Genomic DNA, 13,382 nt, shown 5'->3' on the forward strand with positions numbered 1-13,382 from the left:
CCTTCCGGCCTAATATGACGGACCGTCAGATCTGGACGTTGGGGGAGCAGGAGGGGGACCGCCCATGGATGCCCGCTTCACCGCCGAGCAGGAGGAAATCCGGCGCACGGTACGGGAGTTGCTGCTCAAGCGCTGTGGTCCGGGCGAGGTCCGGGCCGCCGTCCGGACGGGGGAGGGGTACGACTGCGGGCTGTGGGCCGCCCTCTCCGAACAGCTCGGGCTGCCGGGGCTCGCCCTCCCCGAGGTGTACGGCGGCGTCGGTTGCTCGGTGACCGAACTTGCGCTGGCCAGCGAGGAGTTGGGACGCGCTCTCGCCCCCTCGCCGCTGCTGTCCACCTCCGTCCTCGTCACCCCCCTGATCCTGGCCCTCGGCACCGAGCGGCAGCGCGCCGAACTGCTGCCCCGCCTCGCCTCCGGCCGGCTCACCGCGGCCCTCGCCGTACCGGGCACCGCCCTCGCCACCGCGCTGGCGCTGACCGGCGACAACGGGAGTGCGTGGGCCGGCGGTGGCCGTTCCGGGGGCGTCCAGGCGCGAAGCGTCGAGGACGGGTGGCGGCTCTACGGGGAGGCCGGGCAGGTGCTCGACGGACACAGTGCGGGGCTGCTGGTCGTGGCCGCGCACGCCGGGGGGTACGCCCGCTCACGGACGCTGCTGTTTCTGGTGCGGGAGAAGCTGGGTGCCAGTGGGGGCCTCGTACGGGTGCGCCAGACCTCCATCGACGAGACGCGACCAGTGGCTAGGCTCGAACTCCGGGATGTACAAGCGGAGTTGTTGGGGATCGATGTTGGTTTTGGTGTTGGTGCCGACGTCCGTGCCGGTGCCGATGCCGATGCCGGTGCCGGTGCCCGTGCCCGTGCCCGTGCTGGCGTCGATGTGTTGTCGGCCTTGTCCGAGGTCGGGGACGCGGCGGCCGCCGTGCTCGCCGCGGAGGCCGTGGGCGCCGCCGACCGGGCGCTGGAGCGGACCGTCGCCCATGTGCGGCAGCGGGAGCAGTTCGGGCGGCCGATCGGGTCGTTCCAGGCGGTGAAGCACCGGCTCGCGGATGTGTACGTGCGGGTGCGGGCGGCCCGCTCGGCGGCGTACTACGCGGCCTGGGCGGCTGCTGCCAAGCCCCGCGGAGAGGGCGGAGAGGCCGGCGAGCGAGTCGGTGGGCTGGCGCTCGCGCAGGCGCTGGAGGCGTTGCGGGTCTCCGCCGGGGAGGGAATCCAGTTGCACGGGGGGATCGGGTTCACCTGGGAGCACGAGGCGCAGCTGTACTTCAAGCGGGCGGCGGGGGACGAATCGCTCTTCGGGCCGGTGCACCGGCTGCGGGGGCGGGCGGCCGATGCGGCGGGGCTCTTCGCGGTCGACGGGCGAGGCGAGCAGAGGGAGGTGCGGGGCTGATGGCTTCGAGGAGCGCGGCGGGGATGACGGAGGGAATGAAGGACATGGGCGTGCGGCTGGTGCAGAAGGTGTCCTCGGCTCCGGTGTTCGCCAAGATCGCGCCGCATGTCATACCCGCGCTGGACCGCGCCGTGCACCGGGCCACCCGGGGCCGGGTGCTGCTCAGCGCGCAGTTGCTGCCCGGCGTCGTACTGACCGCGACCGGCGCGCGGAGCGGGGTGCCGCGGCGTACACCGCTGGCCTGTATGCCCGAGGAAGGGCAGGGCAGTTGGGTTCTCGTCGGGTCGAACTTCGGCCGGCCCGGCCACCCCGCCTGGAGTGCCAACCTGCTGGCCCACCCCGACGCCGAGATCAACTGGAAGGGCCAGGACATCCCTGTCACCGCGCACTTGCTGGCGGGGACGGAACGGGCGGCCGTATGGAAGGAGTTGCTGAGGTTCTGGCCGCCGTACTCGACGTACCAGGCCCGGGTCGACCGGGAGATACGGGTGTTCCGGATCGTACGGCGGTGAGGGTGGGCGGCCACGGGAGAGCCGATCGCCGTACGGCGGCGGTGGGTGACGGCGCGCCGCGGGCGGCCTGGCCCTAGGCCTCCCCGGCCCCGGTTTTCTCGCCCCCGAGCCTCCGGCCCCGGTTTTCTCGCCCCAAGGTCAAGGCCCCGCAAGCCCCCGACCTCGCAAGCCCCCAAGCTTCTAGGCCCCCTGGTCCCCTGGTCCCCTGGTCCCCTGATCCCCTGGTTCCCCCTGAACGCGGCAGGCGGCACGCCTCGTCGGAGGGTGCCGGCTGCGTGACAGGAATCGCGTCCGGGGGCGTGCCCGGGTGCTCCTGGCTACTTCGTGGGTTTCTTGCCGGTGATGCCCAGGTGGACCAACAGGGCCAGGTTGGGCTTCAGTTCGGCCTGCTTGACGCCCCAGCTCTGGAACCCCTTCTGGTGCGAGGAGACCGAGGCGAGCATGGCGACGAGGGAACCGGCGAGGGCCCCCGGGCTCACGTCCTTGTCGACGCGGCCCTTGGCCTGGAGCTCGGAGACCGTCTCCGAGAGGGAGTTGGTGACCGAGTTCAGGATCTTCATGCGGATCTTGTAGAAGCGTTTGTCGCCCTCGGCGGCGCCCAGGTCGACGACGCGGAGGATCGCGTCGTTCTTGCGCCAGAACTCCAGGAAACCGTCGACGAGTTCCTGGGCGGTCTGCCAGCCGGCCTTGCCGACCCAGGAGCGGCCTTCGAGGAGGCTCGTCAACGTGGCGCCCTCGGTGGCCATTTGCTCGGCGATCTCCAGGACGGCGCCTTCGACGTCCGGGAAGTACTGGTAGAAGGTCGCGGGCGAAGTCCCCGCCTTCCGGGCGACATCAATGACTTTGACGTCCCGGTAGGGCGACGAGCTGAGCATCTCGCTGAGGCAGTCGAGCAGCTTCTGCCGGGTCGCCTGCCCTCGCCGGCCGGCCACGCGGCCGTCGACGGTACGCACTTGTCCTGTCATGCCGTCAGCTTACCGAGGGGTGATCGGAGCGCGATTCGGCCGACTGCAAATGGGGAGCAGGGGCTTCACCAAGGGGTTCGTGGGGCGGCCCTGCGGTGCGGTGGCGGATTTTCTTCGCCCCGCCGCCCCTGCCCGTTCCCTCCCGAGGGGCTGCGCCCCTTCGACCCCGCACGGGTGAGTTTGTTGTCCGCGGGGTGGGCGGGGGCTCGTCGCGCAGTTCCCCGCGCCGCCTCGGGCTCCCCCGCGCAACGGGGGCTGGAGGTCTCCGACGCGCGCCCCGCGTGAGCGGCCGTTAGCTTGGCCCTATGGCCGATGAGACGGGAGCCGCCGCCGGGACGGGAGCCGCCGCCGACAGGGCAGCCGCCGCGTACCCCGAGGGCGTCCCCTGCTGGGTGGACGCCCAGTTGCCCGACCTGGAGGCGGGCAAGCGGTTCTACGGCGAACTCTTCGGATGGACCTTCAAGGTGGCCCCCGGAGACGGCGCACACGAAGTGTGGGCGTACGCCTCGGGCTCCCCGGCCGCCCCTGCCGCCCCCGCGGCTCCGGGCGCCCCCGCCACCCCTCCCGGAAGCCCGGCCATCCCCACCTCCACCCTCACCCCCACCCCAATCCCCACCCCAATCCCCACCCTCACCCCCGTCGCCGCCCTCGCCCCCAAGCCCGACGGCCGTTTCCCCACCGTCTGGACGCTGCACTTCGCCACCCCGGACGCGGTCGCCCTGACCGCCAGGATCACCGCGGCCGGTGGTCAGGTGATCACCCCGCCGACCCCGGTCGGCACGCTCGGCACGGCCGTGCTCGCCACGGACCCGGAGGGGGCCGTCTTCGGTCTCTGGCAGGCCGGTACGCATCACGGCTTCGGGCGGCGCCACGAACCCGGCACGTTCGTGTGGGCCGAGCTGTACACACGGGACACCGAGGCGGCCAACTCCTTCTACGCGCACCTCTTCCACGACGCGCTCTTCGGCCCGGACGCGGCCCCGGACTTCGGCCGGGCCACGCTCACGGACGTCTTCCCGGCGGAGATGCCGCCGCACTTCCTGGTCCACTTCGGGACGGAGGACTGCGAGGCCGCGCTCGGGACCGTCAGCCGGCTCGGGGGCCGCGTGCAGGTGCCGCCGTTCGACACGTCGTACGGAAATGTGGCGGTCGTCACGGACAATCAAGGGGCGTCCTTCGCGCTGCTCCAACGGAGGGGCGGAAACGGCCGGCGGGAGGCGCCGCAGGAGGTGGATCAGGCCGAACAGCGCCCGGATGATCTGCGGCAACAGGGGGACGACCAGCGCGAGGACGAGGCCCGACCGGGGGGAGAACGCGGGGCGACCGGCCTGGGGGACGAGGGCTGACCAGCAAGAAGACGGCAGTCGGTCGGCGGGAGGACAAACGTGGGCCGGTTGTCTCCGTTGGAGTGACGGGGCCGCCGCGTGGGCAGACGTACGGGGTTGTGCGCAGGTGGTACGCGGCTCGCCACGGTGTCCCACCATCCGGGCTCCCGCTTCCCGAGAGGCGGACAACATGGTTTTGTCCTGAGACACCCCGTTCCGCACCCGGGTTCGCAACCAGCACCCGGTAGCAGGAAGAATCGGGGTGCGTGCCGCCATGGCGGTGCGGTGGTGAGACGCTGCACGGGGGTCGCGCGCACAACGTGGGTGACGCGGTCCGTACGGGGAGGTGGCAGGGCAAGTGGTGGATCAGCTGACGCAGCACGATCCGCGGCGGATCGGGCCGTTCGAGGTGCTGGGACGGCTGGGTGCCGGCGGCATGGGGCTGGTCTATCTGGCGCGCTCGGCGTCGGGCCGGCGCGTGGCGATCAAGACGGTGCGGACGGAGCTGGCGGAGGACCAGCTCTTCCGGGTCCGTTTCACACGCGAGGTCGAGGCGGCCCGCGCGGTGTCCGGCTTCTACACGGCGGCGGTGGTCGATGCCGATCCCCGCGCCGCCGTGCCGTGGCTGGCGACCGCGTACGTCCCCGCGCCCTCGCTCGAGGAAATAGTGAATGACTGTGGGCCGATGCCGGTCCAGGCCGTCCGCTGGTTCGCCGCGGGCGTGGCCGAAGCCCTGCAGTCCATCCACGGCGCCGGACTCGTCCACCGCGACCTGAAGCCCTCCAACGTCCTCGTCGTCGAGGACGGGCCGCGGGTGATCGACTTCGGTATCGCGTCCGGCGTCTCGAACACACGTTTGACGATGACGAACGTCGCCGTCGGCACCCCCGCGTACATGTCGCCCGAGCAGGCGAAGGACTCGCGGAGCGTGACCGGCGCGAGCGACGTCTTCTCGCTCGGCTCGATGCTCGTGTTCGCCGCCACCGGTCACGCGCCGTTCCACGGGGCCAACCCCGTCGAGACCGTCTTCATGCTGCTGCGCGAGGGCCCCGACCTCTCGGGCCTCCCGGACGATCTGCGCCCCCTCATCGAGTCCTGTATGCAGATGGACCCGACCGCGCGCCCCAACCCCGCCGACCTCCAGGCCCAGCTGGCGCCCCACCTCTTCGGCTCCGGCTCGGACGACAGCGGTACGGCGTCGGCGTGGCTGCCCGAGAAGGCGGTGAGCCTGATCGAGACCCGCCGGGGCGGACGCCCGGCGCCCAAGCCCCAGCAGACGTCCGGCGGGCGCAGCGGCGGCGGCCGCCCGGCCGCCCCGGTACCGCCGCCCCCGCCCTCGTACGACCCCGCGCCCCTCTCCATCGGTGCCCCCGACACCGGGCCGGTACGGCTCGCCGGCGGCCAGGTGCCCATCGGGCCCGGTCCGCGCGTCGCCGACGCCCGCGCGGCCGCCGTGAAGGCGCCCCCTCCCGAGGCGGGCCTCGCCGCGTCCTGGTCCCGGCCACGCGCCGGCGTGAACGGCGCCGACCCCGCGCCCTCCGTGACCGCCCCGCCCGCCGTTCCCGAGCCTGCCGCCTCCGGCTGGCGCCCCTGGCGTTTCCGCATGTCGAACGACGTATGGGGCACCCCGTCCGTCGCCGACGACCTCGTCTACGTCACCTCTTTCGAGGTACACGCCCTGGATGTGGCCACCGGCCGGCGCCGCTTCAAGACCCGGGACGTCGCCTGGTCGATGGCGGTCGCGGACGGCCGTATCCACGCCTCCGACGGCCCGACCCTCTTCGCGCTCGACGCCCGTGAGGGCGCCGACCTGTGGCGGCTTTCGACGGACGCCTGGGTGTACTCCCTGAAGGCCGACCGGGGCACGGTGGTCACCGCGACCCGGGGCGGCGGCGTACAGGGCTGGGAGGCGTCCAACGGGCAGAAGCTCTGGGAGCTCACCGGCGCCCAGACCGACTTCGAGTCCCCCGAGGCCGGGCCGGTCGTGCAGGACGGCACGGTGTACGTCTGGAAGGACGCCCGGCTGCGCGCCCTGGAGGCGCGTACGGGCGACGAGCGCTGGTCGTACCCCATCGGCGACGCGGCCTCCTGCGGCGGTGTCCCGGTACGGCTGACACCGGCCCCGGACGGATACGTGTACGTCTCCGCCGGCAGCCGCGTCCTCGCCATCGACATCGCCGGCGGCCACGTCCGCTGGCACTTCGAGGCACCGGCCGTCTTCCTCTCCGCTCCCACGTTCGCGCCGGGGCCGGCGGTCACGGGCGGCGGCGTCTACCTCGCCGACTACCTCGGCACGGTCTACGCCCTCGACGCCACGGACGGCCGCGACCGCTGGCGCATCGCCACGGAGTCGCGCTCCTCGCTGGAGCCGGTACTGGTCGCCGCCGGACACGTCCACGTCGGCAGCGGCAAGGGCCTCTACACCCTCGACGCGGTCACGGGGACGCCGAAGTGGCGCTTCCAGGCGGGCGGCGAGATCGTCGGATCGCCGTCGGTGGCGGAGGGCCGTATCCACTTCGGCTCGACGGACCACCTCCTGTACACGCTGAAGGCGGACGACGGGCGGCTGCGCTGGAAGCTGGCGACGGGTGGCGAGATCACCGGCTCGCCCGTCGTCAAGGACGGCGTCGTGTACGCGTGCAGCAAGGACCGGTGTGTGTACGCGCTGGACGCGGAGAAGGGGACGGGGACGGCGCGGACTTCGTAGGCGCCGGCGCCTCATGGCTCGGGGGCGGCTGTGATCGGGCGACCGCGGGTGGTTCGTGGGCGCCCGCGCAGTTTGCCGCGCCCCTGAAAAGCAGGGGGCGCACGCGGGACGGTGGGCTCGCGGTGCTGGTCGTCCAGTAGGTCCGAGTTCACGCCCGTCCCGGCCGCTTCTCTCTCAAGTACGCCATCACATAACGCCGTACGACGTCCCGCCCCGGCGTACACCGGGTACTCGGCGTGTGCGGTCGCCCGCATGCGCCTTGGCTCCCGGCAGGGTTCGCGGGGGAGCAGCGGCAACCACCGGTCGTACGTGACGCGATGCCGTTCCGAGCGGGCCGCCCAGCGTCGCCATCGGCTGCCCTCCGGCCCGTTCGTCGGGTCGCTTCCGTGCGCGGCGCCGGAAGCCGCCCCCGGTCCGACACCTCCCCATCCCATGCTTTTTTCGGCTCCCCCTGTAAGAAGTGGGCCGCTGCGCGCATTGCTTGGTGAGACAGCCGATATGAGGGGACGGCGCGTGACGCATGCCCAACGTTTCAGGGAGATCTATGAGGAGTGCTATCCGCGCGTCCTCGCCTACACCACGAGCCTGGTGGGACGGCAGGTAGGAGAGGACATCACCAGCGAGACATTCACCGTGGCCTGGCGGCGGGTGCGGGACATCTCGCAACCCGCGCTGCCCTGGCTCCTGGGAGTGGCTCGCAACCTGGTGCGCGAGTTGCGTCGCCGGGACAGCCACCAGTACGCCCTCGCCGCCGCGGAGGCACAGCGCATCAGCAGCGGTGCCCGGGCCGACGTCGGTGACGTCGCGGCGGACGTGACCGATCGGGAAGCCGCGCTGCAGGCCCTGGCGAGCCTGTCCGACGCCGACCGGGAACTGCTGACGCTCATCGCCTGGCACGGGCTGAGCGCCAAGCAGGCCGCACGGGTCCTGGGCTGCACCACCGCGACGCTGACCGTCCGGCTGCACCGGGCCCGCCGCCGTCTGGAGAAGGCCCTGGAGCCGGCGTACCCGGCGGATACGGCACCCGTACCGGAGGCGGCACGCGTATCGGAACCGGTGTCCGTGCAGGAGCCGGTGTCCGCGCAGAAGACGGACTCCGCACCACCCGCACACACCCCGCGCCGCACTGATCGCAAAGGAGCACTCACGTGAAGAACACCCACGAACGGTCCGGGCGGCCCGACGTCATGAAGGTGCTCGCGGGCGCCCGGCCCGACGAACTGGATCCGTCCAGGCTGGTGGACTCCCCGCGGCAGCGCGAGGACCTGGCACGCATCCTGGCCGGAGCGACGGACGGTCGCGCGGCACGCTTCCGGGTACCGGAGCGATTCCGGGTGCCGGGGCGGCTCCGGGGCACGATCCGGCCGTTCGGGACCGTCGCGGCCCTCGCAGTCGTCGCGGCGTCCGCGGTGGTCGTGAGCACGCTCGACCGGGACCCTCTGGGCGTGAGCCCGGGCGCACCCCCGCAGTCCTCCTCCGCCGCTCGGCCGGGTACGTCGATGCCGGACGGCCGCCTCGAACTGCTCAGTGCGGCGAAGAAGGTCGAGACGTCGGCCGGCGAAGGAACGTACTGGCAGACCACCACGCGCTCGGAGGACGTGAACGTCGTCAGCGCGGCGGGAGGCAAGGGGCGGCTCTTCGCCGTGCGCGACACGGGGACCGCGGAGTGGTCGGTCGGCGTGCGCCCGGGAACCCGGAGCCTGATGGTCTCCGGTCTGGACGCCGTGATCGCCCCCCGTACCAAGGAGGACGAGGCACGCTGGCGGGCCGCCGGCTCACCCGAGACGATGCAGGCCGAGGTCACGGGGAACGAGGAAGGCGGCACGCTCGGGTACACGATGGGAACCCGGCCGCCGACGGTCATGCGGACGGACGCCGACGACAAGATCTACGCCCTTGGTTCGCGGAATGCCTCCTACCAGGATCTGCTTGAACTTCCCTCCGACAGCGCCGAGTTGCGCCGAGAGCTGGAGCGCCGGTACGGGGAGGACAGCGGTGCCGAGATCAGCGACCGCACTGCCTACGTGCTGCGTCAGGCGGCCGACCTCATCACGATGCCGGTGAAGCCCGCTGTCCGGGCGGCCGCGTACCGGGTGATGGCGGAACAGCCCGGCGTCCGGGGGCTGGGGCGTGTCACCGATCCGCTGGGGCGCGAGGGCGTCGGGATCGCGTTCCCCGGCACGCACGGGACACCGCTGGGGAGCGTGGAGCAGCGGGTGGTCGTGGACCCGTCCACCGGCGAGCTGCTCTGCGAGCAGCTCGTGCTGGTCGAACCTTCGGACAGGGCCCGGGAAGCGGGTCTCGACGCGGGCACGACGGTGAACTACACGGCGACGACCCGGATGGGCTGGGGCGAGAGCCAGATCACGGTGCCGGAGAACGCCCAGCGCTGAGCGCGTGCGATCCGGCGAAACACCCCCGGCAAGAGCTACAGGATCCAGCAGGAGCACAGGAGAAGATGACAACACCCGTACGACGGTTGGCTTCACCCGCCACCCGCGTGGCCACCGCACTCGCGGCCGCGGGCAACGCCGCGTGCGAGAGCGTGACGGAGGCGTGCGGCCTGCCGGCCTCGCGCGGACTCCGCTGACCTCCGGGTCTGACGGCCCCCTGGCCCCGCCGTTTCGGTCGGGCTGAGACACGAAAGTGCCTTCTGCGCTGGGACGATGAACCTTGTCGAGGGGGTTCTGGCGGTCCAGGCGGAAGGCACTTTTCGCATGCGGGGTCGTGCGGGTCGTGCGGGTCGTGCGGGGTCACGCACACGAGCCGTACGCCGCTACGACGACGGCTTGCACGACCCCGTCGCCGAGACGGTCAACACCCCGGCGTTCGGGGCCGCCTGCTCTCTGACCTCGTCCGGCACGTGCGCCACACCGGCGATGACGGACCACTCCCCCAGATCGAGGAAGGCGCCGAACTCGGGGCTCATCTCCATCAGCTCGCCGTCGAAGTGCCAGCCCCGCTTCTCCAGAAGACGGACGCCTCGCAGCAGTTCCTCTTTGCGCGGAATCTTTCGGCTGAGTGCCGTGCCATCCACCACGCAGTCGCGCCCGAGAGGATCCTTCGCGACGACAAATCCCTCACCCACGTCCCCGAAGGCGAATTGCAGGTCCCCCACCACCTGAGCCCTGGTCTTCTCTGCGGTCTCTGCGGTCTCTGCGGTCTCGGTGGCCGAGGAGGGTGACGCCTTCGCTCGTGTCGGTTCGGACGACGGAGCCGACGAGCCGTTCTCACTTGCTCCGCAGCCAACCCCCAACAGCCCCAGCAAGAGCGCCCCGGCAACCGCGAAGCCGGCGTTCCTGTCCACTTGCCCCACCTCTTCTTCCGACCGAGATCCACATCCTCACCCGACGACATGCGGGACACCGAATCGTACGAACCGCTCGGCATCGACAGCATCCTCGTCCCCTGCCCGCCACGTGATGCCCGTGGTGACTATGGTGTGGGCATGCACATGCAAATACGGGGGCGCGGACTGAGGTTCGCGTCGATGACAGCGGTCGTCGTGCTCGCCCTGACCGGGTTCTCGACGGGTCGGGGCCACGGTGGCACCAGTTCCAGTGGCGGCAGCAGCGACGGCGGCGGTGGCGGTTGCAGTTCCTCCTCCCAGGACCACGACACGTCGTCCTCGTCCTCGGGTGGTAGCACGTCCGGTCTGGGCAAGGACTACGACTATGACGACAACGACGATGACTACGACGACTCGTACGGCGACTCGTCGACCGGGGACACCGGCTCGGGCGAGGGGCAGTTGGAGCCGGCGACCGTGCGGCTGGTGAAGTGCGCGACTGTGAAGGAGCCGTACGCGACTGTCGAGGTGACCAACCCCAACCCGAGTGACGCGGCGTTCTGGGTCGACGTCTCGTTCAAGGACAAGAGCGGCGCCACGCTCAAGGACGAGACCTGGAAGATCGACGTGCCCGCCGACGACAAGGTGACCGTCGACATCGAGATGGCGAGGAAGAGCATGGCGTCGTCGGTCGACCACTGCGTGGCGGAACCGGAGGCCGAGCCGATCAGCTGATCGCAGCGAGGCGAGGGCTCACCGCACCCGGTACCCACCAGGTCGGCGCCCCGCGAAAAGCCCCGCCTGCCGTTCCTCCGGCAGGTTGCCCAGGGAGACGAGGTGCGGGGCGTACGCGAGGGCGTGCGCCCGTGCCGCTTCCCGGGCGGACCAGCAGGCCCGGACCGTGCCCTGGACGGCCTCCGGCGGATACCCGGCGATCACCTCGGCGCACCGTACGGCGGCGGCGACGGCCTCGCCGGGTTCCGTCACCTCCGACACCAGCCCCACCTCGAAGGCCCGGCGCGCCGACATCCGCTCGGCGGTGCCCATCAACGCCATCCGCGCGGCCTCCCCGTACGGCATCCGCTGGGCCATGAGGACGGACTCGAAGGCGCTGACCATGCCGTACGTGGTGTGGGGGTCGAAGAAGGTGGCGGGGGTGTCGGCGACGATGAATTCGGACTCCCCGAGCAGGTAGAACGCCCCGCCGCAGGCCATGCCGTTCACCGCCGCGATCACCGGCTTCCACAGGTCGTTCGACTTCGGGCCGATCCTGAGGAGGGGGTCCTCGATCGTGTACGGGGAGTTCGGCTGGGGGACGGCCGTCGCCGCGTCCCGGTCGAGGCCCGTGCAGAAGGCGCGGGCGCCGGCCCCGGTCACGACGACGGCCCGTACGGTGTCGTCGAACCGCAAGTCCCGCCAGGTAGAGGTCAGTTGCTGAGCCATGGGCAGGTCGATCGCGTTGTGCTTCTCCGGGCGGTCCAGCGTGAGGACGGCGACGCCCGTGTCCTTGTCCGTCGTCGTGCGCAGGGTCACGGTCGCTCCAGTACCCATTGGGGGAGGCCGGCGGCGGTGAAGACCACCTGGACCCGCGCACCGATCCGGAGGCGGCCGACGGGGACGGAGTCGAGGCGGGCGCCCGGCTCGGTGACCAGGTTGCCGACGAGGCGGATGCAGGGGGCGTCGGTCAGTTCGACGAGGACGACGTTGTACGGGGCCTGCTCGGCGTAGTCGGGGAGGAGGGGCGGGTGGGGGAGGACGTACGACCAGATCCGGCCCCGGCCGGCCACCTGGCGCCACTCGGTCGCGAAGGAGCGGCAGTGCGGGCAGCAGGGCCGGGGCGGGAAGCGGAGTTCGCCGCAGTCGGCGCAGGCCTGGATGCGTAGTTCGCCTTTGGCGGCGTACTCCCAGAAGGGTGCGCCGTCGTCGTCCACCACCGGTGTCAGCATCTCAACTCCCCGTCCTCATCGACTCGTTCAATTGCGGAGCAGTAGCGCCGAGGTCGGTACCCCCTCGCCCGCGGTCACCAGGCAGGTCGCGGCCCCCGGCACCTGGGCGGTGCTCGTGCCGCGCAACTGCCGTACGCCCTCGGTGATCAGGTTGAAGCCGTGCACATACGCCTCGCTGAGGCCGCCCCCGGAGGTGTTGACGGGCAGCCGGCCGCCGCTCTCCAGGGCGCCGCCCTCGGTGAAGGCGCCGCCCTCGCCCCGGCCGCAGAAGCCGTAGCCCTCCAGGGAGAGCGGGATGAGGGCGGTGAAGGCGTCGTAGATCTGGGCGACGTCGATGTCGTCCGGGGTGAGGTCCGCGTGTTTCCAGAGGTGGCGGGCGGCGGTCCAGGCGGGGCCGGTCAGCGGGTCGTCGTTCCAGTAGTTGACCATGCCGTGGTGCTGGGCGGGCAGGCCCTGGGCGGCGGAGTGGACGTACACGGGGGCCCGGCGGCAGTCGCGTGCGCGCTCGGCGGAGACGAGGACGCACGCCAACGCCCCGTCGGACTCGAGGCAGTTGTCGAAGAGGCAGAGGGGCTCGCTGATCCAGCGGGAGTTCATGTACATCTCGCGGGTCAGCGGGCGCTCGTACATGATCGCGGCGGGGTTCTGGTTCGCTCTGTTCCGGCAGGCCAGCGCCACGTTGAAGAGGTGGTCCCGTGTGGTGCCGTACTCGTGCATGTGGCGGCGGGCGAGCATGGCTATCTCGTCGGCGGGGCGGAGCAGCCCGTACGGACGGGTCCACTGGGCCGGGGTGGGGAGTTGGACCGTCGTGTTCTTCCACGGGCGGGGGCCCGAGCCGCGCTTCCGGGACCGCCAGGCGACGCCGACCGTGGCCTGCCCCGTCGCGATCGCGGCGGCGAGATGGGCGACCGTGGCGCAGGAACCGCCGCCGCCGTAGCCGACCTTGCTGAAGAAGGTCAGGTCCCCGAGGCCGAGCGCCTTCGCCACCTCGACCTCGTCCGTCTCCTCCATCGTGTAGGAGGCGAGCGCGTCGACCTCGTCCGGCGCTATCCCCGCGTCGTCGAGGGCGGCGAGGATCGCGCGGCACGCCAACGCCCGTTCCGTTTCCGGCAGTTGCTTGGCGAAGGGGGTCTGGCCGATGCCGACGATCGCTGTCGCGTCCTTGAGCACGGCCATGGGGCACACCTCCGCACAGGGGCATGGGCCAGGGACTGTCCGGCCGGTGGCCGGCTGCTGACAGTCCGTCAGGGTACA

Annotated in this window: 12 protein-coding genes; 7 read left to right on the top strand and 5 right to left on the bottom strand. The window is 71.7% G+C overall.

Annotated elements, in window-relative coordinates; all coding sequences use genetic code 11:
* Positions 1-64 precede the first annotated feature (64 nt).
* A complete protein-coding gene (locus ACFU53_RS00830) occupies positions 65-1,384 on the top strand; it encodes an acyl-CoA dehydrogenase family protein (RefSeq protein ID WP_383984329.1) in 1,320 nt (439 codons plus the stop codon).
* Positions 1,385-1,407: 23 nt separating this feature from the next.
* Positions 1,408-1,896 (top strand): nitroreductase/quinone reductase family protein, encoded by a 489-nt coding sequence (locus ACFU53_RS00835; RefSeq protein ID WP_383984332.1) that lies wholly within the window; start codon positions 1,408-1,410, stop codon positions 1,894-1,896.
* A gap of 317 nt (positions 1,897-2,213) precedes the next feature.
* Here the strand turns inward: ACFU53_RS00835 and ACFU53_RS00840 are convergent, their stop codons facing one another.
* On the bottom strand, positions 2,214-2,861 hold the full coding sequence (locus tag ACFU53_RS00840) for a TetR family transcriptional regulator (protein ID WP_383984335.1): 648 nt from the start codon (positions 2,859-2,861) through the stop codon (positions 2,214-2,216).
* A 305-nt stretch (positions 2,862-3,166) separates the two neighbouring features.
* Between ACFU53_RS00840 and ACFU53_RS00845 the strand changes: the two genes are divergently transcribed.
* From ACFU53_RS00845 to ACFU53_RS00860, 4 genes are all read left to right on the top strand, one after another.
* The gene (locus ACFU53_RS00845; protein ID WP_383984338.1) at positions 3,167-4,207 is read left to right on the top strand and encodes a VOC family protein; all 1,041 of its coding nucleotides are present in this window, start codon (positions 3,167-3,169) and stop codon (positions 4,205-4,207) included.
* 337 nt (positions 4,208-4,544) lie between these two features.
* Positions 4,545-6,893 carry a PQQ-binding-like beta-propeller repeat protein gene (locus ACFU53_RS00850; protein WP_383984341.1) on the top strand — a complete coding sequence of 783 codons (2,349 nt, stop codon included), beginning with the start codon at positions 4,545-4,547 and terminating at the stop codon, positions 6,891-6,893.
* A gap of 513 nt (positions 6,894-7,406) precedes the next feature.
* Positions 7,407-8,045, top strand: a complete 639-nt coding sequence (locus tag ACFU53_RS00855; RefSeq protein ID WP_383984344.1) for an RNA polymerase sigma factor — start codon at positions 7,407-7,409, stop codon at positions 8,043-8,045.
* The gene (locus ACFU53_RS00860; RefSeq protein ID WP_383984347.1) at positions 8,042-9,286 is read left to right on the top strand and encodes a CU044_5270 family protein; all 1,245 of its coding nucleotides are present in this window, start codon (positions 8,042-8,044) and stop codon (positions 9,284-9,286) included. Before ACFU53_RS00855 ends, ACFU53_RS00860 begins: the two co-directional genes overlap by 4 nt.
* A 383-nt stretch (positions 9,287-9,669) precedes the next feature.
* On the opposite strand, the gene ACFU53_RS00865 is transcribed toward ACFU53_RS00860, so the two are convergent.
* A complete protein-coding gene (locus ACFU53_RS00865) occupies positions 9,670-10,200 on the bottom strand; it encodes a hypothetical protein (RefSeq protein WP_383984350.1) in 531 nt (176 codons plus the stop codon).
* 141 nt (positions 10,201-10,341) lie between these two features.
* Here ACFU53_RS00865 and ACFU53_RS00870 point away from each other — a divergent pair, with 141 nt between their 5' ends.
* Positions 10,342-10,917 (top strand): hypothetical protein, encoded by a 576-nt coding sequence (locus tag ACFU53_RS00870; protein ID WP_383984353.1) that lies wholly within the window; start codon positions 10,342-10,344, stop codon positions 10,915-10,917.
* Between the two features lie 18 nt (positions 10,918-10,935).
* On the opposite strand, the gene ACFU53_RS00875 is transcribed toward ACFU53_RS00870, so the two are convergent.
* Genes ACFU53_RS00875 through ACFU53_RS00885 form a run of 3 tightly spaced genes read right to left on the bottom strand, consistent with a single transcriptional unit; the run spans position 10,936 to position 13,304 of the window.
* Positions 10,936-11,715 (bottom strand): enoyl-CoA hydratase/isomerase family protein, encoded by a 780-nt coding sequence (locus ACFU53_RS00875; protein ID WP_383984356.1) that lies wholly within the window; start codon positions 11,713-11,715, stop codon positions 10,936-10,938.
* A complete protein-coding gene (locus ACFU53_RS00880) occupies positions 11,712-12,128 on the bottom strand; it encodes a Zn-ribbon domain-containing OB-fold protein (protein ID WP_383984359.1) in 417 nt (138 codons plus the stop codon). The genes ACFU53_RS00875 and ACFU53_RS00880 overlap by 4 nt, the downstream gene beginning before the upstream one ends.
* Positions 12,129-12,155: 27 nt before the next feature.
* Positions 12,156-13,304 (bottom strand): lipid-transfer protein, encoded by a 1,149-nt coding sequence (locus ACFU53_RS00885; protein ID WP_383984362.1) that lies wholly within the window; start codon positions 13,302-13,304, stop codon positions 12,156-12,158.
* Positions 13,305-13,382: the final 78 nt, after the last annotated feature.

The organism is Streptomyces sp. NPDC057474 (genome assembly GCF_042802555.1).
GTDB lineage: Bacteria > Actinomycetota > Actinomycetes > Streptomycetales > Streptomycetaceae > Streptomyces.

Excerpts from the sequence above, each read along its gene's own strand:
- ACFU53_RS00830 (WP_383984329.1), top strand. The coding sequence starts at position 65 with ATGGATGCCCGCTTCACCGCCGAGCAGGAGGAAATCCGGCGCACGGTA.
- ACFU53_RS00835 (WP_383984332.1), top strand. The coding sequence starts at position 1,408 with ATGACGGAGGGAATGAAGGACATGGGCGTGCGGCTGGTGCAGAAGGTG.
- ACFU53_RS00840 (WP_383984335.1), bottom strand. The coding sequence starts at position 2,861 with ATGACAGGACAAGTGCGTACCGTCGACGGCCGCGTGGCCGGCCGGCGA.
- ACFU53_RS00845 (WP_383984338.1), top strand. The coding sequence starts at position 3,167 with ATGGCCGATGAGACGGGAGCCGCCGCCGGGACGGGAGCCGCCGCCGAC.
- ACFU53_RS00870 (WP_383984353.1), top strand. The coding sequence starts at position 10,342 with ATGCACATGCAAATACGGGGGCGCGGACTGAGGTTCGCGTCGATGACA.
- ACFU53_RS00880 (WP_383984359.1), bottom strand. The coding sequence starts at position 12,128 with ATGCTGACACCGGTGGTGGACGACGACGGCGCACCCTTCTGGGAGTAC.
- ACFU53_RS00885 (WP_383984362.1), bottom strand. The coding sequence starts at position 13,304 with ATGGCCGTGCTCAAGGACGCGACAGCGATCGTCGGCATCGGCCAGACC.